Raw genomic sequence first — 20,427 nt, forward strand, 5'->3', positions numbered from 1 at the left:
AGTACCGATAAACCAGAAAGTGAGAATAGTTAGTGATAAAAACATGATTCTGGCTCCAATAGCTACGTAGCAATCATGGAAATCACTCTATAGACATCAGACACGGGTATGAACTTGTAACAGACTTAGACTAAACTCTCAATTACTGCTGTTGGTTTCTGATCTTTTTGGTTCAGTTTGCGTTCGACTTGTACAAGAACGTATCCATGTTACGTAGCAATAGGTGCTCTTTTATATTTACTTTTAGGGTAGAAGTAATGATTTTAACAGTGCTATATTAGTCTATAGAGCATTTTACAGGCTGATCTATTAATAATATAGAATTATTAATCAAAAGTCCCCTCAACTCGCCTGAAGTCCGCTCAAGTCCCCTCAACTCCGTTATAGATTCGACTATGCTTCGATAACGCTCCGTACCATCCTCGGGATTGCTTCGGGGCTGCTTCGACTATCCTTTGGTAATTCTTCGACTATCCTTTGTCCCCAAGGCAAACGGTGCTCGAACAATGGGCGAACAACAGGCGAGGATGTCCCAAGAGAGTCTCCAACCTGTTTCCTACCTCTCTTGAATAGGCATGCAAGGGCACTGGAGGGATCGTAGACGCGCGTACATAAGGAAATGCTATGGATTATACTTTCGAACTTTAACGATCAAAGCGACTATCTCGGTTTGTAATGATACACGATCTCATATTTCTCGTGTTTGTACTTATCGGCTACTTCGCCAATATTTAGATTCTGTCCCTGGGGTGTAGGTTCGCAGATGGAAAAATACTGTCCCTCATATGCTATGGATTCACCGATTTTCTGTTCGAACTGTACGGCCATAGTTATGTGGGTAGGGTATAATATGGCAATCATAGGAAGATTATAGATCTCTTTGATCAAGAAAAAGAACAAAGCCGCCCTGTCGTCACAGTCGCTGTAATTATTCATTAGTGTCTGTTCGGGAGACAAGCGTTTTTCTATACCAAAATTGATGTCATCATTCTCGTATAAAAAGGCATATCTGGTAAAGCGCATGAGGTAGTCAACACCCCCTTTTGTATCCATTCCCTTGATATTTTCCTTTAACACTGGGATTAGAGATTGATAGGTCACCTGAGTGAGCGGAATATTAAAATAGGTTTCGAAATCTACTCCAGGATAGTTTTTAAAAATTCCGGCTACGTGGTCATTTACTTTGATGTCAAATTCATAGACTTTGTCCTGGTATTGAAAGTTGACATTCTTGACCGCGTAGGACTCATCTTTAAATTCGGGCATTTGCGCAATTTTGTAGCTGAAATCACCATCTGCTCCAGGGACGCTGATGGCTACGGGACGATAGACATCAGAGCGTCTGAATAATTTGCCATAATCATGATAGTTAAGACAGGTAAATTGTTGTCCATCGATGATAAAAAAGGGGATATCGGAGATGTCTTCTTTGTTCTTGATATAAAATATCACCTGGTCATCACCGACAGCTAGACGTGCATCGTAACCAGACTTGTTCATCAGGTACCATTTGTAGAGTGTATAGCGGTGGTAGTTCTCAGCTTTAGGGCTTATCGATTCCGATACACGGCGGACAAGTTGGTAATAAAGCCAATCATTAAGACTGTTCTCCGCTTTAAATGCTTTTAATTGTTCTATAAGCGGTGTATATTCTTTTGACTCAATGTCGTTGTAAAAGGTAAGAATAGATCGCTCATCGGTTTTCCCTTGGATTTGAATCTGAGGGGTATGAGATCTGTTGAAGACAAATGGCTTTTTAAAAAAGTCGATGGTATCCAGTTGCTGGGCCCACAGGGAAGCCGTATAGGTCAAACCTATACAGAGTAAGAGGATATATCGAATCGAAAGTCTCATTTTATTAACATAAGCTTAATATAAAGTTAATAAAAAAATAATGTTATTTTTCTTATCTTGACTTATTTAGGTCTAAGAGTTGGTGGGTCATTTATGTTTTGTATGAGAAAGATTGTTCTATTTATGCTGTTTAGCATAAGCGTTATTTGGGCGAATGCCCAGCATTCTAAAGCTTTTATGGAAGCTTTTAAGCCACATCTGGGCAAATATTATGAAGGGACTATCGTTGCTGGAGGAAAAGAAGGGGACGGTTTTACCGGAGAGCGTCTATTGATGCAGGTGATAAGCTGGGATGAACGGGAGGTAAAGGTTCCTTTTTATGTCGGAGAGGATAAGTCCCGTACCTGGATCTTTAGTTGGAGCAATAATCGTGTAGAGCTGAAGCATGATCACAGAAAGCCAGACGGTACAGCAGATAAGGTGACTTTTTATGGAGGGACAGCCACCAATGAGGGGCTGCCGAATATGCAGATGTTTCCTGCCGATGCGGAGACAGAGCAACTTATCGATTATGCGGCCTATAATGTATGGTGGGTGACTATTGATGCGCATAAATTTACATATAACCTAAGAAGAATCGGATCAGACCGACTGTTTTCGGTGGAGTTTGATCTTACAAAACCTATTGTGTCGAATTTCAAACCTTGGAGGTAGGTTTTTGATTCTAATTCCATATCTTTGCAGGGATGGATAATTTCATTGTTTCAGCCCGTAAATATCGCCCAGCGACCTTCGACTCCGTTGTAGGACAGTTGCATATTACAAATACGCTAAAGAATGCGATTCATAGTAATCAGCTTGCACAAGCGTTTTTGTTCTGTGGACCTAGAGGAGTGGGGAAGACGACCTGTGCGCGTATATTGGCTAAGACAATAAATTGTGAGAATATTTCTGCGAATACTGAAGCTTGTGGAGAATGTGAAAGCTGTAAGTCTTTTGCTGGAGGGGCGTCGTTCAGTATTCATGAATTGGATGCGGCATCGAACAACTCTGTAGATGATATCCGTAGCCTGATTGATCAGGTACGCATACCCCCACAAACCGGAAAGTATAAAATTTACATTATTGATGAGGTGCATATGTTGTCTCAAGCGGCTTTTAATGCCTTTTTGAAGACATTAGAGGAACCTCCTTCTTATGCTATATTTATACTAGCAACCACAGAAAAACATAAAATCCTACCTACGATTTTGTCACGTTGCCAGATATTTGATTTTAATCGTATCCGGGTAGAAGACATGTCCAATCACTTGGCATCGATAGCGAAGAAAGAAGATATCGCATTTGAGATCGATGGTCTCCATGTCATCGCTCAGAAAGCCGACGGTGGACTCCGGGATGCATTGTCAATGTTTGACCAGATTGTGAGCTTTTCGAGCAGAAACCTTACCTATCAGGCCGTCATCGAGAACCTGAATATTCTTGACTATGATTATTACTTTAATCTGGTCGAGGCGATAAAGAAAGAAGATGCTGCAGAGGCCTTACTGATTTTAGATAATGTGTTAAATAGAGGCTTTGATGGAGGGCATTTTATTGCAGGTCTATCAGGACATTTGAGGAATCTGTTGATCACGAAAGAACCTAGAACATTAAAGTTGTTAGAGGTTAGTGAAAATGTTAAAAAGAGATACCTTGAGCAGTCTTCTTCATTAAGTTCGGGACTGTTACTGTCTGCCTTGAATATTGCTAATCAATGTGAGATAAGCTATAAAACCAGTAAGAACCAAAGACTTCAGGTTGAATTGGCTTTATTGAAGATGTGCCATATAGCTGCGGCAATACAGCTTGGAATAAATGGTGTATCAACTCAGGTTGATCAAAAAAAAAAACTACCTAGTTCCGTAACACCCGCGGCTATGCCTCCTGTTGCGGCGGCAAAGACTGAACCTTCTGCGCCTGTAGTGGCAAAGGTCGAACCGCCAAAGGTAACAGCTTCAACGGCTAAACCCGTAGTGGAGGAAAAGAAGAGTTTCTCCTCCGGGAAAGGATGGGGCAGTTTTAAGTCTGCTGTCGAGGTGCCCAACTTGAATACCGTATTTGAAGAAAAGGTAGTAGAGGAGGAGCAAGAAAATGATCTTGTACAAGGGACGGAATTTAGAGAAGTCACCTTTAATTCTTTTATCGGGAAGTGGAATGAGTTGGCCGAGAAGATGAAGGAAAATAATCGTATCACCATATATACGATTATGACTGCTAACCCACCGAGATTACAAGGGAACATTATTGAAATTGATGTTGAAAATGCCATTCAAAGCGATCAGCTGCGAGAAGGTAAAATCGATATGCTAAACTATCTTCGTCCAGCGTTACAGAACTTTTCTTTAGATATGCAGACCGTTCAATTGGAGCAGGCTGTTATTCGTAAAGCCTATACCTCGCAGGAAAAATATCAGGCGATGGCCTCCAAAAACCCTGCGCTGGAAGTGTTGAGAAAGACTTTTAATCTGGGGCTTAGTTAGTAATATTCTTGCCATTCGATTTGAATGGTTTTTAATTTTTAATTTTGGTTTTTTAACCGAGCTTTTGCGAGCTCATCTTCAGATAATTTAAAACATGCAAAATAATTTCCAACGTCACGATAGAGGCGAAAAAAGAGAAAGTAATCAAATGGTTTTTGGTATTCGTGCCGTAATTGAAGCTATTGACAGTGGGAAAGAAATAGAGTCGCTTTTTATACAGCGCGGTATCAGTGGGAGTCTCTTTTTGGAACTTAAATCATTGCTGAAAGAGCATGGCCTAAGTTATCAACAGGTGCCTATTGAAAAACTGAATAGGATTACAAGAAAAAATCATCAAGGAGTTATTGCTGTTATCTCGCCTATCATCTATCAACATATCGAAGATCTATTGCCATCCATTTATGAAAAGGGAGAAACTCCTTTATTACTCATGTTGGATGGGGTCACCGATGTGCGTAACATGGGAGCTATTGCACGTACGGCAGAATGTGCCGGGGTCCATGCAATTATTGTCCCTAAAAAAGGTTCGGCAGAGATTAACCCAGATGCGATAAAGACATCTGCAGGTGCATTGTATAAGATACCTGTCTGTAGAGAAGATTCCTTAGGTAAAACTGGTCGTTTTCTTATTGAGTCGGGGATACAGCTCGTCGTTAGTACAGAGAAAACGAAAGATTCGGTATATGATGTTGATTATAGCGGACCGACCTGTATTATAATGGGTGCTGAGGATGTCGGTGTATCGGACGATCTGATTCGCATCTCGGACAAGTTGGCTAAAATACCGATGTACGGAGAAATCGGTTCGCTAAATGTTTCAGTCTCTGCAGCTGTCGTTATATACGAAGCTATACGTCAGCGGGCGTTGGGTATTTAAAGAGTTAAATCGTAAAGGGTTAGAGTGTTAAGAGGTTGTAGGGGTTATAACTGTTATAACCTTTGTAACTTTATAACCATTAAAAAAGGAGATGTTAAAGAGAAAGCTGGAACGCGAATTTAGGAAATACCGTTATGTGATGTATCGCGAGACGTTGATTGACCATCGCGAGCATTTTTGGTCTTTTGTCGGTGCTTTTGTTGGAATCGGTATTATTGCTTTCATACAGTCTCTACATTTACCTTCTCTCGAAAATGTATTTTTGATAGGTTCCTTTGGTGCATCGAGTGTACTCGTTTATGGAGCAATACAAAGTCCGTTGGCTCAGCCCCGGAACCTGATAGGTGGACACGTGATATCAGCATTAGTCGGTGTTACCGTTGCTACACTCGTGCCGGATATTATTTGGCTTACGGCACCGCTTGCAGTTGCCTTTTCCATTGTGTTTATGCAGATTACACGCACGTTACATCCTCCGGGTGGGGCGACAGCTCTGATTGCAGTGTCCGGTGGAACAAAAATAGCAGCTTTAGGTTATTGGTATGTGCTTAGTCCTGTTTTTACAGGAGCATTGATTCTCTTTCTGGTTGCCCTATTGTTCAACAACATAACCAAAAATAGGCATTACCCCGTTAAGAACTCTAGGTTGCGAAGATCTAGGCGAGATTATCTGAAAAAGAGATTTAATAAGTAAAAAAAAACATCCGCCAATTGTGACGGATGTTTTTTTATGTAAGCTTTTCGACTAGTATTTACTTTTCGATTCGCGACGTTTGCCAGAGAAGTCACGGAATCCGCCACCGCTGTTTCCACCGCGATCACCTCTTCCACCACCGTAGCCACCGCTATTGCGACGGTCACCACCGCGATCTCTTCTTTCGCCACCACCGTAGCCACCGCTATTACGACGATCACCTCCACGGTCTCCACCTCTTGAGCGACCTCCTCTATCAGAACGGCCACTATCTCCAGAGACTTCGATACGTACTTGGCGTCCGTTGAAATCAACAGCTTTAAATCCTTCGAACACTTTGTTTACTTCCTCATCTTGAACTTCAAAGAAGGTAAACACACCTTTCATATCAATCTTACCAATTGATTTTCCAGATATTTTAGCGTTGTTACAGATAAATCCTAACATGTCTCCACGAGAGAATTCGTCTACTGCTCCAAGGTTCATGAATAGACGTGTGTATCCTTTTGATCCAGCACGTGATCCGCGTTCGCCACGATCTCTACCGTCTCTGCTCTCTCTACCATCACCACGGGCATCAATGTTCAAATCAGGAGCATTGTTGTAATACTCTAAGAATCTATTGAACTCTAAAGATGCAAATCTTTTTACAATCTCCTCTTTTGATAAAGCTTCAAAGCCTTCCATGATCTGAGGTAAGAAAGGATTGATTTGCTCCTCGTTTACTTCTACATTCTGTACTTTGTTGATGATTGTTAAAAGTTGTTTTTCTACAACTTCAGGTCCTTGAGGTACTTGTTTACGCTCAAAAGTTTTTCCGATTACTTTTTCAAGCTGACGGATTTTACTTTGCTCTTTAATATTGATTAAAGAGATAGAAACACCTGTCTTTCCTGCACGGGCTGTACGACCAGAACGGTGCGTATAGTTTTCGATTTCGTCAGGTAAAGAGAAGTTGATAACGTGTGTTACGTCGTTGACGTCAATACCACGGGCAGCCACATCTGTAGCAATCAATAACTGTAAGCTACGGTCGCGGTAACGCTTCATTACTTTGTCGCGTTGTTGCTGAGATAAATCTCCGTGCAACGCATCTGCGTTATAGCCATCTTTTATCAATGCCTCCGCAATCTCTTGAGTCTCGATCTTAGTACGACAGAATACGATACCAAAGATGTCGGGGTTGGAGTCTACAATACGTTTGAAAGCAGCATATTTATCTCTAGCTTTAACTAAATAATAGTTGTGCTCAATGTTTGCATTTCCTGTGTTTTTGGTTCCAACAGTCAATTCAAAAGGATCCGTCATATAGTTTTGTGCTATACGGCGTACTTCTTTTGGCATGGTTGCAGAGAATAACCATGTTTTTTTGTCGTCTGGAGTTTCAGACAAAATGTTGTTAATGTCTTCTTTGAAGCCCATGTTCAACATTTCATCAGCTTCATCCAATACAACATATTTTACTTGTGAAAAATCAATGGCATTTCTACCGATGATATCCAACATACGACCTGGGGTCGCTACTACAATTTGCACACCACGTCTGATCTGACGTAATTGGTCAGAGATGTTTGCACCTCCATATACAGCCACAACATGTACGTTGTCGATGTACTTAGCGAATTTTTCTAAATCTTTCGAGATCTGTAAACAAAGCTCACGTGTTGGACAAAGGACCAAGGCTTGTGGCTGTTTTTGAGAAAAGTCTAATTGCTCTAATAATGGAAGACCAAATGCCGCTGTCTTACCTGTGCCGGTTTGGGCTAATCCGACAAAATCGTCGTTGCCAGTCAATAAAACAGGAATGGCTTTTTCCTGAATTTCAGATGGTTTTTCGAAACCTAATTCTGAGATGGCATTAACAACTTCCTCACGGATTCCCAGTTCTAAAAATGGGTTCATGAAATAAATTATACAATAGGCACTATTGCCTAAGGCGCTGCAAAGGTACAACTAATATTTAAGAATTCCTATAGTGTAAGCGATTGATTTTGAATGGGCTGAAGTTTTTTTTATTTGAAAGCGCTACTAGAAAGCTATTTTAAGAAAAAGTATATTCCTTAGTTGGATATAGCGATATTTTTTTTAGGTTTGGATTACGTTAACTAATATAACTAAATTATGTGGTATAAAAAATCTATAGCCAAGCTTGTGTCTGAGGCCGAGCAGAGTGGAGAAGGGACCTTAAAACGTACCCTATCTAGTTCAGGTCTGATTGCTTTGGGAGTAGGAGCGATTATTGGAGCTGGACTATTTTCATTGACAGGTATTGCGGCAGCAGAGAATGCGGGCCCTGCGGTTATGCTTTCTTTTATTATTGCGGCTGTAGGTTGTGCATTTGCAGGACTTTGTTATGCTGAATTTGCTTCTATGATACCTGTGGCAGGTAGTGCTTATACCTATTCTTATGCAACGATGGGTGAGTTTATGGCCTGGATTATCGGTTGGGATCTGGTGCTGGAATACGCATTGGCCGGAGCAACAGTAGCAGCCAGTTGGTCGCAGTATTTTAATGAGCTGCTCAAGGTATTTGGGACATCGCTGCCCAATGAACTGTTGTACTCGCCTTGGGTAGAGCATCATCTTGCTGACGGTACCGTTTTCTCCGGTGGTATAGTCAATCTCCCTGCAATCATTATTGTCTGTCTTTTGTCCTTACTCTTGATCCGTGGGACTCAGGAATCTTCTTTTGTTAATAATATATTGGTCGTCTTGAAGGTCGCAGTAGTGGTTCTATTTATCGCTTTGGGTTGGCAGTTTATCAATCCGGCAAACCATACGCCTTTTATTCCGGTAAACGAGGGGGAGGAGTTGCTCAAGCAAGGGAAGATAGGGATGTTTGATTTCTTTAAAGAGGGATATTTCGGTCATTTTGGAATCTCAGGTGTATTAAGGGCTGCAGGTGTACTTTTCTTTGCATTTGTTGGTTTCGATGCGGTTAGTACTGCTGCTCAGGAAGCGATCAATCCTAAGAAAGGGATGCCTATTGGTATTATAGGCTCGCTGGTGATCTGTACTATATTGTATGTGTTGTTTTCGTATGTAATGACAGGTTTGGCTCATTACTCCGAGTTTAAAGGGGATGCAAAACCTGTGGCTACAGCTTTTGCTAAAACGGGATACACTTTTTTGAATACAGCAATGATTGTAACCATTATTGCCGGATATACATCGGTTATTCTGGTCATGTTGTTGGGGCAAAGTCGGGTTTTCTACTCGATGAGTAAAGATGGATTGCTGCCTAAGGTGTTTTCGGATCTCTCTAAGAGACAGACTCCATGGAAGACAAATGTTATTTTTATGGTTTTTGTAAGTTTGTTTGCCGGATTCGTTCCTGTGGCTGAGCTTGGACATATGGTTAGTATCGGTACGTTATTTGCCTTCACTCTGGTGTGTATTGGTGTGATTGTGATGCGTAAGCGTAATCCGGATGTCGAACGGCCTTTTAAAACACCGCTTGTGCCGTTGATCCCTATTTTAGGTATCATCGTCTGTGTGTTGATGATGGCCTCTCTACCTCTTGAGAGTTGGGAGCGTTTGGGGATCTGGATGTTGATCGGGGTGGCGGTGTACTTTATGTACGGTAAGAAACATTCGCTACTGCGGAAAGAAATAGAATCAGGAAGAGAATAAAAAAGGGGGCTTAGGCCCCCTTTTTCTGTTTTATATGTAATAGCGCTTAGAATAGTAAGAATTCTACACGACGGTTTTGTTGACGTCCTTCAGCTGTTGCATTTGTAGCGATTGGCTGGTTAGGGCCGTAACCAACAGCTTCTATACGTGAAGCGTTAGCGCCTTTAGATACTAAGTAAGCTTTTACAGACTCTGCACGTTCTTTAGAAAGACGTAAGTTTGTTTGTAAAGAACCTGTGTTATCTGTGTGTCCAGCTAATTTTAAGCTAAAGTTTTTCTCGATCAATAAAGATGCTACGCGGTTTAAAGAAGCGTGTGATGTAGAGCGGATTGTTGCTTTTCCTAAGTCAAACTCTAAGTTTTTGATCGCCTCGTCTACTACTTTTTTATCTTCTTCAGTAACGATGATTTTCTCGATTACTTTAGTCTCGTTTTTCATTTCAGGTAGTGGACATCCAGCACCGTCTACTTTTACACCAGCTGGTGTGTTTGGACATTTGTCAAATTTATTAGCAACACCATCACCATCATCATCTCTTAAGTCTGCTGAAATTTCATCCAATTTTAGCTTTAATTGCGAGTTAGATGCTACCAATGCATCACGCTCTGCTTTTATCGCATCGTATTTTCTGTTTGCATCATTCACTAAATTAGCTACAGGGTTGCTGTGTGCTAAATAAGGTTTCTCCCTGTTTCCTAAAGCAATCTCCACACCTGCGTGGATGTAGGTGAATAAATCTTCTTTGATAGCACCGGATTCGATACCGTTGAAGTTTTTATTAGCCCAGTTCAATTGGTAACCAAGGTCAAGACTGATACCTTTTGCCACTGCAAACTTCAATCCCGCATCCATTGGTACGTACAATTTTGTTTTGGAATCTGCAGTATTGCTTACTGAACCCGCGAAAGTTGTCGTTTCATAGTTCAACGCACCTATACCGATTGCTGCGTAAGGTTTAATGATGTTGTTTAAGAACATCCAGTCTGTGTTTGCCATTGTCCACTCTGCAGAAAGGGCAGCAGACCATGGAGTTTTTGTTTCAAACTTAGAAATCTGGTTGCCAGTTGCATTTTCGTTGGTTCCACCGACTTTTCCACCAAGATATTGAGCCTTCAATCCGAAAGATGGGGAGATGTGTTTTTTGATGTACACACTGTATCCAACATTGTTGTCCATCTTGTTAAAACCTTCACGGTTGAAATTAAAGAGGTTGGTTTGGTTTAAAAGACCTGCATTAACACCTACCGACCATGTTCTGTAAGAAGTTGATGGTGCAAATGGAGTATTACCAGAGTCGTTTGTGCTTTGTGCATAAGACGCTGTACTGATTAGTCCAGCTGCTACAGCTAGCGATAGATTACGTAGAGTTTTAATTTTCATATTTGTTTTTTAAAAAAATGATTGGGCAAAACTATTGCCAAAAAGGTATTATTCTCTAATTAAGTTTGGTGAAAACGTAATATTGTGGAGCGAAAACTACACTGATATTTTTGTTTTTTTAATTTATGCATTAGATCGTGCGAAAAATTTAGGAATCTGGATTTGATAAGCCATTTTCTTAACAATATTCTCTTCAACGATTTTACGTAAAAATCCTTTCTTGCTTTTAGTGACCAATAAGGTGTCCAATAATTCGTCTGCGATGACTGAATCGATAGCCGATGATATATCTTCTTTGTACTGGATGAAGAAAGCCTGCGTCTTAATAATGTAAGATATATCATCTATTCCAGTTTCAGCAATGATACGCGTTATGAATTCAGCAAACTTGCTGTCTAATGCCTGTATTGTTTCATCAGCGGTATTGATGTGTATCAGTACCAGCTCGAAGTCCTGGGTATAAAGCGCTATTGCTTGTTTTAGGACGTCTATTTCGCCGTCTTTAAAATTGCATAATAGTCCGATTTTATCTGATTTATAAGGTTTGTCGCTGAAAGGGATAGCCAATACTGGAGTTTGTGTGTTCTGGAAAACATCAAACATGTTGGAACCAATCAGTAGCGAGTCTAAGCCAGAAGAGCCTTTTGTGCCCATGATAATCGCATCATACGGTTCTATAGCTACGAGCTTGCCGATCTCCTCAAAAAGGTTTCCGTCGCCAAAGACACTACTGACCGCGATTTCTGGATCTGTGTTTTTGAGGTCAGCGATCAGTTTTCCCATTTTATCCTTTGCTTCAGCTACACGGGGATCTAATAGGTCCGTGTTTTCAATGGAATTGCGGTACACATTGATGTGGTCTGTAAATACATGTACTAATACCAAGTCGTGTTTGGCCGTTCTGGAAAGTTGTACCGCGTATTCGATAGCCTTATTGGAATATTGGGAAAAGTCGATTGGGATAAGTAATTTCTTCGCCATGATAGTTGCGTGTTTAATTGTTGTCAAAAAAAGTAGGACGCTCGAGGTCAAGCACGATCTCTTTGGAAACAGATGAAGAGAAAAGTCGTTCAAAGAATGATTTTCTTGTTTTCGTGACGACCATCATATCGTAATCGTTCTCTTTGATAATATGGTTGATGACCTCGGGAATGCTATCTAGGTTTTCATCTTCAATATGGATGGGCTCAGCGATACACTCTACCTCTTGTACACCGTTTAGATTTTTTATGTTAAAAGACCAGGTGTTAAGATGTTCCGATATTTCAGATGCCTCTTTGGAGTCTCTGTACACATGGATAGTATCTAGATGAGGAATATATGAAACTAGTCTTAGGTATGCTTTTAAGGTGTCAAGTTCTTCAACTTTGAAATTGGTCAGCATGCCCACTTTTTGCAAAGAAAACTCTTTTGTTGTACTGGGTACCGCTATGACCGGAACTCTGGCTTTGGTGGTGATGCTGCTGGTATTGCTACCCCAGACTACAGATTTTCCTTTTCCAGTGCCGGTGGTCCCCATAACAATCATAGCATATGTAGGAGCTACGGCTACAGAAGGAAGTACTTCATATAGAAGGCCGCTCGTGCACGTTGTTTCAAAGGATACGGAAGGGTATTCCTTTTGAAGATTTTCTTTAAGATCCAGTATAAGCATGTCTGCCTTTAATAACGGAATACTCGTGTCTTTGTTTGCTTTTTCCTCATCAAAAAGTGCTGAATCGGAGGTGTAGCAATGAAAAAGGTGAATGGTATAGTTGTTCTGGCTGGCCAGCTCACAAGCATAGCGTGTTGCTGTTAAGGCATTGTCTGAAAAGTCAGTAGGTACTATTATTTTTTGTGTCATATTTCTCTAACTATCTACATCGAAAGATGGAATAAATTTACTAATATTAATTGACTTTTTAATGATTTTGGTTAGTTTTAAGCGTGATTCTAATCACATTTACAAAGGGTATGATACGGTAGAGGGGGCTATGCCCGCAGTTCTGAAGTGGATTCTAACTGTATGTGGTCTATAGGCATTGTCTGCTGGGCGTACGCTTAAAAAATCAATTGTAATAGCGCTCTATTTTGAGTAAATTTGGCACTTGATAAAATAAAGTTACAATGGTGACAAGAGTTACGATGGTTATGAAAGATACCTTCATCACTTATATCACTTTTATAATTTCTATAACTTTAAAATATATTTCATGACCAGTAGAGAAATACGCGAAGCGTTTTTAGAATTTTTCAAGAGTAAATCACATCATATCGTACCTTCAGCACCAGTAGTGGTGAAAAATGACCCAACATTAATGTTTACCAATGCGGGGATGAATCAGTTTAAAGATTTGTTTTTAGGAGAGGCTGCGGTTAAATATTCGCGAATTGCTGATACGCAACGTTGTTTACGCGTGTCTGGAAAACATAACGATTTGGAGGAAGTAGGTATTGATACCTATCACCACACCCTGTTCGAAATGTTGGGCAATTGGTCATTTGGAGATTATTTTAAGAAAGAAGCTATTGCCTGGGCATGGGAATTATTTACTGAAGTCTATAAACTGGACAAAGATAGATTGTACGTTACCATTTTCGAGGGGGATGATTCAGAAGGATTGGTCCGTGATCAGGAAGCATATGATTTTTGGAAGGAGTTTATCGCAGAAGATCGTATTTTATTGGGAAATAAGAAAGATAATTTCTGGGAGATGGGGGATATGGGGCCTTGTGGACCTTGTTCTGAAATCCATTATGATATGCGGACTGATGCAGAACGTGCTTCGCAAAAGGGACAAGAATTGGTCAATGCTGACCACCCTCAGGTAATTGAAGTGTGGAATTTAGTATTCATGCAGTTCAATAGGTTGAAGAATGGTAGTCTTGAGCCTCTACCGGCCAAACATGTTGATACGGGAATGGGATTTGAGCGTTTGGTTCGTGCAATACAAGGTAAAACTTCAAACTATGACACGGATGTATTCCAACCATTGATTGCCTATATCTCACAAAAATCAGGTGTTCAGTATGGTGCTGCGGAGAAAACCGATATCGCCATGCGTGTGCTTTCGGATCATATACGTGCTGTGTCTTTTGCAATTGCTGACGGACAACTGCCTTCCAATAATAAAGCAGGATATGTAATACGCCGTATCTTGAGACGTGCTGTCCGTTATGCTTATACATTCCTTGATTTCAAACAACCTTTCTTCCATGAATTGGTGCCGGTTTTGGCTGCTCAATTCAAAGGGGTATTTGATGAGCTGTATCAGCAACAGGACTTTGTGGAAAAAGTCGTTTTAGAGGAGGAGATTTCCTTTTTGAGAACATTGACTACCGGGATACAGCGGTTTGAGAACTATGTCGAGGGAAATCAACTTATTGATGGGGATTTTGCCTTTGAATTATTCGATACCTATGGGTTTCCGATAGATTTAACAGAGTTGTTGGCTAGAGAGAAAGGGCTGACAGTGGATATGGATGCCTTTGATCGGGCTTTGCTAGCTCAAAAGGAGCGTTCGAGAGCAGCGACTACGACTGATACGGGCGACTGGGTGATTGTTGGTGAAGGTGATGAGGTCGAGTTTGTCGGTTATGATGCACTGGAAGCGACAACCCGTATCCAAAAGTACCGTAAGGTAAGTGCGAAAGGGAAAGATCAATATCAATTGGTGCTGTCTGTAACACCTTTCTATGCAGAAGGTGGAGGGCAGGTCGGCGATTCTGGCCTATTGGTATCCGAACGTGGCGAGAAAATAGTTGTGACAGACACGAAAAAGGAGAATGGGCTTATTGTTCATTTTGTGAATCAATTACCGGAAGAAATAGATGCTACTTTTGAAGCTACGGTCAATGTGGCTAAACGTATAGATACAGAGAGTAACCACTCTGCAACGCATTTACTGCACGCAGCCTTGAAAGAGGTATTGGGCGAACATGTCAACCAGAAAGGGTCGTTGGTATCTGCGGATATTCTACGATTTGATATCTCTCATTTTGCGAAGATGACTTATGAAGAAATCAAGGCTGTGGAGGATATCGTTAATGCTAAAATCCGTGCAAATATCCCATTGAAAGAAGAAAGACAGGTGCCTTATCAACAGGCGGTCGATTCGGGTGTAACAGCTCTCTTTGGAGAGAAGTACGGGGATTATGTCCGTGTGATTACTTTTGATGATCAATATTCTAAGGAGCTTTGTGGGGGTACTCACGTGAAAGCAACAGGGCAGATCGGATTTTTTAAGATTGTTTCGGAGTCGGCTGTTGCAGCAGGGGTGCGAAGAATCGAGGCTATTACAGGTACAAAAGCAGCTGCAGTTATTAGAGAGCACTTTGAGTTGTTCCAGCACATGAAGGAGATTCTGAATAACCCGAAAGATTTCGTGTCTGCAGTAACCAAGGTGATGGATGAAAATGGAGCGTTGAAAAAAGAAATCGATAACTTCTTGAAAGAACGTTCGATGGCTTTAAAGAATGAGTTGAACGAAAAAATGGAGGTCGTGAATGGGGTTAACTTCTTGTCCACTGTGGTCGATCTACCTAGTGCCGATGCGGTAAAGACACTTGCTTATGCCTTGAAGGGAGCGATGAATAATCTATTTTTGGTCTTAGGAGCAAATATAGAAGGCAAACCTAGTTTAACGGTTGTTGTCTCCGAAGAGTTGGTTAAAGAACGTGGCCTTAATGCCGGAAATATAGTGCGCGACCTTGCTAAAGATATTCAAGGTGGTGGAGGTGGACAGCCATTCTTTGCGACTGCAGGAGGTAAAGATGCAAGCGGTTTGGAGAAGGCTATCGCACGATCAAAGAATTTTTTAACGTAGTATTATTTATATCAGCATATGAACAAGTTTCACGTTTTTCTGTTTTCAATTTTTGGACTGGGACTATGGAGCTGTTCCAATAAGGATACGATTGGAATCGCAGGTGAGATTCTAAATCCCGGTAATGTTAAGGTTGTGGCGTTCTATGAAGGTGATCGGAAGCTTGATTCTGTCTTTTTAAGTGATCAGAATAAGTTTAAGTTCGAGCGTGAAGCGACTCAGCCTCGGCTTCTAACGATAGAAGTGGGCAAAAACCGTTATCCTGTTATTGTCTCTCCAGGTGAAAAGCTTGAATTTAGCTCGAACCTCCAAGATAAGCCCGAAGAGTATAAGGTGGAAGGATCTGCTTTATCAGCATTGTTAAGAGATTTCGCTCCTGTAAAACAACGGAAGGAATTTCTGGAAGACTCGTTGCAGGGAGATTTTGTGAAGCGTATGGCAGGTAAATCCGAACCAGAAATAGAAAGCCTGCGCGCGGATTATATGGCACAATATAGAAGGGAGATGGTTTCTTTTACGACACAGGCTGTGGCCTTTGCAAAGGCAAATCAGAATAACCTGGCTGGATTTTATGCCATGAGTATTTTGGATCCGGATGTTGCCGAAAATGAGCTGATAGCTTACGCGGATGGTCTGGGAGACTTGTTCTCGGATAACCGTACCATCACTCAATTTAAAGAAGAGATTGCCAAATTGCGCAAACTGGCCATAGGTCAGCCTGCGCCCGAAATCATTGCCTATACACCGGATAATAAGACGGTAAAGCTTTCGGACTTTAAGGGTAAATACGTTCTTGTTGACTTTTGGGCTTCTTGGTGCGTACCTTGTCGAAAGGAAAATCCTAATATCGTGCGTCTATACAATCAGTATAAGGATAAAAATTTTACAGTACTGGGTGTTTCTCTAGATAATAATCCAGGTTCATGGATGCGTGCAGTAGAGGAGGATAAATTGACTTGGACCAATATCTCAGACCTTAAGGCATGGAGCTCAGATTTGGTGTTAAACTATCGCATCAAGGCTATTCCAGCTTCTGTGGTATTAGATCCATCGGGCCTTATTGTAGCTAAAAATCTGAGAGGTACGGATTTGGAGGCCTTCTTGCAGAAGACGTTGCCTTCAAATTAGAGCTAGTTTATTAATTTATTAAGTTATTTTTAATAGTTAACAATTTCATAACATTCGATTAACTTTATCTTACCATAAAGTACATACTTTAGCAAAAAAACTAATATGAGTGCCAAGCAAAAAATACTTGTGGTAGATGATGAGCAAGATATCTTAGATCTCATTTCCTACAATCTGAACAAAGAAGGCTATCAAGTCTATACGGCGTCAAATGGAAAATTAGCAATAGATAAAGCGAAGGAAGTTAGTCCTGACTTGATTATTCTAGATGTTATGATGCCTGTGATGGATGGAATAGAGGCTTGTCGAATTATGCGCTCGCTGCCTGAGTTTAAACATACCTTCATGGTTTTTTTAACTGCTAGAAGTGAAGAGTATTCTGAGATAGCAGGCTTTCATGTCGGTGCCGATGACTATATCGCTAAGCCCATCAAGCCTCGCGCATTAATGTCTAGAATCAATGCGATTTTACGGAGAAATTCTACTGAATCTATTGATGAGCCAATAGATAAATTGGAGATAGCGGATCTGGTAATCGATCGGGATGCTTTTTTGGTGTATCGCGAAGAGGAGAAGATTGTATTGGCCAAAAAAGAGTTTGAACTGTTATACCTGTTGGCATCTAAGCCTAATAAAGTATATACACGCGAGCAGATACTAAAGGCTATTTGGGAAGATTCTGTAGTGGTCACCAATAGAACTATCGATGTGCATATTCGAAAATTGCGGGAGAAAATCGGAGATAATTATGTGGCTACTGTCAAAGGAGTCGGATATAAATTTGATCTTAGTTAAAAAGAACTATAAATTAACGGTTAAGGGGTGGGAATCTGCGATGATTTTCACCCCTTAGTCTTTTATCTGCTTTTCGTTCTCCAGGGTAAATGACTTGAGCTCTGCAATCATTAAGTCAAAGTCGGATCTGATTTCCTCAAACCTGATACGGATAGCCTCTACTCCCATTCCATCCCGCCCCATATTTTCCAGCTCTTGAAAGGCGCTTCTAAGTTTGCTGGCACCGATGTACTCCATCGTAGGTTTGATATGATGAGCGCTGTCTCGGATAGCATTTTTATCGTCGTTTAATACGCTGAGGATTAATGCCTGAAAATCAAGAGGGCTCTGTTCGATATACATTTCAATGAACTGTTTTACCATTTTTGGATTCCCCATCATGGATTTATTGATAGATTCTGGATTAATGATTTTATAGGCCATATAAATAGGGATTAAGTATATTTCTTGACAACAAGTTCATCTTCACTTTTGGAGAGGAGCTGTCGGTTAGTTTGTCGTAATAAAGGGTGGACATAGTCTTCTGCAATTTCACAGAAGGGGACTAGTACAAAGTTTCTAAATTGCATCAGGGGGTGGGGGATTACCAAATCCTCAGACTCGTAAACCTCGTTATTAAAGTAGATAATATCAATGTCTATAAGTCTAGCTCCCCACTTGACGAGGCGTGTCCGTCCCAGCTCAGTTTCTATTTCCTGACATACGCTCAGACAGGTCTGTTTGTCTAGGTCTGTTTGGATTATCAGTGCCTGGTTGTAAAATAAAGGCTGATCTGTGACTCCCCATCCCTCGGAAACATAAAGAGCTGATGATTTCACAATTGGGCCTATACGGTCTTGCAAGAGGGTAGAGGCTTGAGCGATCTGTGAGGTCGGATTGCCTAGATTGGCTCCTAGTAGGATGTAGATTTGATTCATTCTATTCAAAAATACAATATTGAACCTTTAAATTCGACAAAATCAATTAAATACATTAAATTTAGTCTGTAAAAAACAAATAGTTTACATATGAACTTTATCAAACAAGTGCTAGCCACGATAACAGGGATACTTATTACCAGTATTATCCTGTTTTTTATTTTCTTAGTATTCATTGGCGTCTTGGTGCAACAGTCATCGCAACCTACTACGGTAGTGGCTCCGGCCAAATCCGTGCTCTACCTGTCTCTTGATTATAAAATAGTTGAAAAGACAGAAAGCAATCCGTTGGGTGATTTGAATCTGCCTCTTTATAATGTAGAGAAGTCTATTGGGCTGAATGATATCCTAGCACGTATAAAGGCGGCTAAAACGGATGATAATATAAAAGGGATATATCTAAATCCTTCATCGGTAGGGATGGGCTTTGCTAGTTTGAAAGCGATACGGGATGCATTAGTGGATTTTAAAGAGTCAAAGAAGTTTATCGTTGCTTATAGTGAAGGTTATTCACAGAAAGCTTATTATTTGTCCACTGTCGCAGATAGTGTCTATCTGAATCCACAAGGTTCTCTGGATTTTAGAGGATTAAGCTCTTCTGTTGTTTTTATGAAAGAGGCTATGGATAAGCTTGGTGTCGAAATGCAGGTGATAAAAGTCGGAACCTATAAATCGGCGGTTGAACCTTTTATACTCAATGAAATGAGTCCGGCGAATAGGGAGCAGGTGACTTCTTATCTAGGAAGTATCTATGAGTCGTTTTTATCGGATATTGCTGAGGCTAGAAAGCAGCCTGTCGACTCACTAAAGCATATTGCGAACGAATACCTTGTCCGTAATGCAGATGATGCTTTACGTTATAAATTTATTGATGGTAAGTTATATAAAGATGAACTTCTTTCGGTGTTAAAGAAACGTCTGGATGTGGCAGAAGATAAGGATATCTCTTCCGTTTCTATTTTGAATTATGCAGGCAGCTCTGCTTCTGCCTCGGGAGATAAGGTAGCAGTGCTATATGCCTATGGGGATATCGTGGATGGCGAAGGGACCGTAGGTCAGATCGGGGGAGATAAGATCTCTAGACAACTTCGCAAATTGCGTAGAGATAAAGATATTAAGGCGATTGTGCTACGGGTAAATTCAGGTGGAGGTTCGGCTCTGGCTTCGGATGTTATTTGGAGAGAAGTCGAACTTATCAAGAAAGAAAAGCCAATCGTCGTGTCTATGGGTGATTATGCGGCATCTGGAGGGTACTATATTGCGGCAGCAGCAGATTCCATATTTGCGGAGTCAAGTACGTTGACGGGCTCTATTGGTGTCTTTGGACTTATACCTAATTTTAAGGGATTGCTGAATAATAAGTTGGGAATACATATTGATGAGGTAAATACCGGTAAATTTTCAAGCCTGATGGGTAATCCGGATAAACCACTTACGGAGGAAGAACGGTCTATCATACAGATGGAGGTGAATAGAACCTATGCTACTTTTATGGAGCGTGTGGCTAATGGACGGAAAATGAAAGTTGAGGAAGTGGATAGTATCGGTCAGGGCCGTGTGTGGACAGGAAAGCAAGCACTTGAATTGGGCTTGGTGGATGGAATAGGCAATCTGCAGCGTGCAATCAGTGCCGCAGCAGCAAAGGCTTCATTGAAAGACTATCAGATTGTAGAACTTCCAGAGAAAGAGGATCCTTTTACAAGTATACTTTCTTCTTCCAAAGACAAGGTTAAAATGTGGTTGTTTGGCGAAGAACTTGGCGATTATCAGAAATATTTGCTAGACGTGACCAAAGTTCTAAAACATACGGGAATACAAGCAAGATTGCCTTATCAAATTGAGATATATTAGATTTTTTTTTACGGCATTGCGTGAATGCAA

Annotated in this window: 16 protein-coding genes; 9 read left to right on the forward strand and 7 right to left on the reverse strand. The window is 40.9% G+C overall.

The genetic code is table 11. From position 1 onward, the window contains the following. Positions 1–660: 660 nt before the first annotated feature. A complete protein-coding gene (locus CLV99_RS01895; protein WP_133582798.1) occupies positions 661–1,854 on the reverse strand; it encodes a hypothetical protein in 1,194 nt (397 codons plus the stop codon). Between the two features lie 102 nt (positions 1,855–1,956). Here CLV99_RS01895 and CLV99_RS01900 point away from each other — a divergent pair, with 102 nt between their 5' ends. From CLV99_RS01900 to CLV99_RS01915, 4 genes are all read left to right on the forward strand, one after another. Next, complete coding sequence (locus CLV99_RS01900; protein WP_133582799.1) at positions 1,957–2,508, forward strand: hypothetical protein; 552 nt, start codon at positions 1,957–1,959, stop codon at positions 2,506–2,508. A 32-nt stretch (positions 2,509–2,540) separates the two neighbouring features. Next, positions 2,541–4,316, forward strand: coding sequence for a DNA polymerase III subunit gamma/tau (locus CLV99_RS01905; RefSeq protein WP_133582800.1), 1,776 nt, complete (start codon positions 2,541–2,543; stop codon positions 4,314–4,316). Positions 4,317–4,410: 94 nt separating this feature from the next. Then, entirely contained in the window at positions 4,411–5,193 is a 783-nt protein-coding gene (gene rlmB, locus CLV99_RS01910; protein ID WP_133582801.1) for a 23S rRNA (guanosine(2251)-2'-O)-methyltransferase RlmB, read from the forward strand. 91 nt (positions 5,194–5,284) lie between these two features. Next, the gene (locus CLV99_RS01915) at positions 5,285–5,887 is read left to right on the forward strand and encodes an HPP family protein (protein ID WP_133582802.1); all 603 of its coding nucleotides are present in this window, start codon (positions 5,285–5,287) and stop codon (positions 5,885–5,887) included. 51 nt (positions 5,888–5,938) lie between these two features. Here the strand turns inward: CLV99_RS01915 and CLV99_RS01920 are convergent, their stop codons facing one another. Beyond that, entirely contained in the window at positions 5,939–7,789 is a 1,851-nt protein-coding gene (locus CLV99_RS01920; RefSeq protein ID WP_133582803.1) for a DEAD/DEAH box helicase, read from the reverse strand. A gap of 219 nt (positions 7,790–8,008) precedes the next feature. Between CLV99_RS01920 and CLV99_RS01925 the strand changes: the two genes are divergently transcribed. After that, positions 8,009–9,520 carry an amino acid permease gene (locus tag CLV99_RS01925; protein ID WP_133582804.1) on the forward strand — a complete coding sequence of 504 codons (1,512 nt, stop codon included), beginning with the start codon at positions 8,009–8,011 and terminating at the stop codon, positions 9,518–9,520. A 46-nt stretch (positions 9,521–9,566) separates the two neighbouring features. Here CLV99_RS01925 and CLV99_RS01930 read toward each other — a convergent pair whose 3' ends face one another. The 3 genes from CLV99_RS01930 to CLV99_RS01940 form a co-directional block, all read right to left on the reverse strand. Continuing rightward, on the reverse strand, positions 9,567–10,901 hold the full coding sequence (locus CLV99_RS01930) for an OmpA family protein (RefSeq protein ID WP_133582805.1): 1,335 nt from the start codon (positions 10,899–10,901) through the stop codon (positions 9,567–9,569). A 123-nt stretch (positions 10,902–11,024) separates the two neighbouring features. Beyond that, positions 11,025–11,882, reverse strand: a complete 858-nt coding sequence (locus CLV99_RS01935) for a universal stress protein (protein ID WP_133582806.1) — start codon at positions 11,880–11,882, stop codon at positions 11,025–11,027. 13 nt (positions 11,883–11,895) lie between these two features. Then, positions 11,896–12,744, reverse strand: coding sequence for a universal stress protein (locus tag CLV99_RS01940; RefSeq protein ID WP_133582807.1), 849 nt, complete (start codon positions 12,742–12,744; stop codon positions 11,896–11,898). 349 nt (positions 12,745–13,093) lie between these two features. Between CLV99_RS01940 and alaS the strand changes: the two genes are divergently transcribed. The 3 genes from alaS to CLV99_RS01955 all read left to right on the forward strand — a co-directional run bounded on the left by alaS (position 13,094) and on the right by CLV99_RS01955 (position 17,629). Continuing rightward, positions 13,094–15,706 (forward strand): alanine--tRNA ligase, encoded by a 2,613-nt coding sequence (gene alaS, locus CLV99_RS01945; protein ID WP_133582808.1) that lies wholly within the window; start codon positions 13,094–13,096, stop codon positions 15,704–15,706. A gap of 18 nt (positions 15,707–15,724) precedes the next feature. Next, positions 15,725–16,834 (forward strand): TlpA disulfide reductase family protein, encoded by a 1,110-nt coding sequence (locus CLV99_RS01950; RefSeq protein ID WP_133582809.1) that lies wholly within the window; start codon positions 15,725–15,727, stop codon positions 16,832–16,834. Between the two features lie 105 nt (positions 16,835–16,939). Beyond that, the gene (locus tag CLV99_RS01955) at positions 16,940–17,629 is read left to right on the forward strand and encodes a response regulator transcription factor (RefSeq protein ID WP_133582810.1); all 690 of its coding nucleotides are present in this window, start codon (positions 16,940–16,942) and stop codon (positions 17,627–17,629) included. Positions 17,630–17,683: 54 nt separating this feature from the next. On the opposite strand, the gene CLV99_RS01960 is transcribed toward CLV99_RS01955, so the two are convergent. Both CLV99_RS01960 and folK read right to left on the reverse strand, forming a co-directional pair. Further along, positions 17,684–18,052 (reverse strand): Hpt domain-containing protein, encoded by a 369-nt coding sequence (locus CLV99_RS01960; RefSeq protein ID WP_133582811.1) that lies wholly within the window; start codon positions 18,050–18,052, stop codon positions 17,684–17,686. An 11-nt stretch (positions 18,053–18,063) separates the two neighbouring features. Continuing rightward, entirely contained in the window at positions 18,064–18,546 is a 483-nt protein-coding gene (gene folK, locus CLV99_RS01965) for a 2-amino-4-hydroxy-6-hydroxymethyldihydropteridine diphosphokinase (protein WP_133582812.1), read from the reverse strand. Between the two features lie 90 nt (positions 18,547–18,636). On the opposite strand from folK, the gene sppA reads away from it, so the two are divergent. Next, complete coding sequence (gene sppA / locus CLV99_RS01970; protein ID WP_133582813.1) at positions 18,637–20,397, forward strand: signal peptide peptidase SppA; 1,761 nt, start codon at positions 18,637–18,639, stop codon at positions 20,395–20,397. Positions 20,398–20,427: the final 30 nt, after the last annotated feature.

Origin of the sequence: Sphingobacterium yanglingense (assembly GCF_004363245.1) — a bacterium.
Lineage (GTDB): Bacteria > Bacteroidota > Bacteroidia > Sphingobacteriales > Sphingobacteriaceae > Sphingobacterium > Sphingobacterium yanglingense.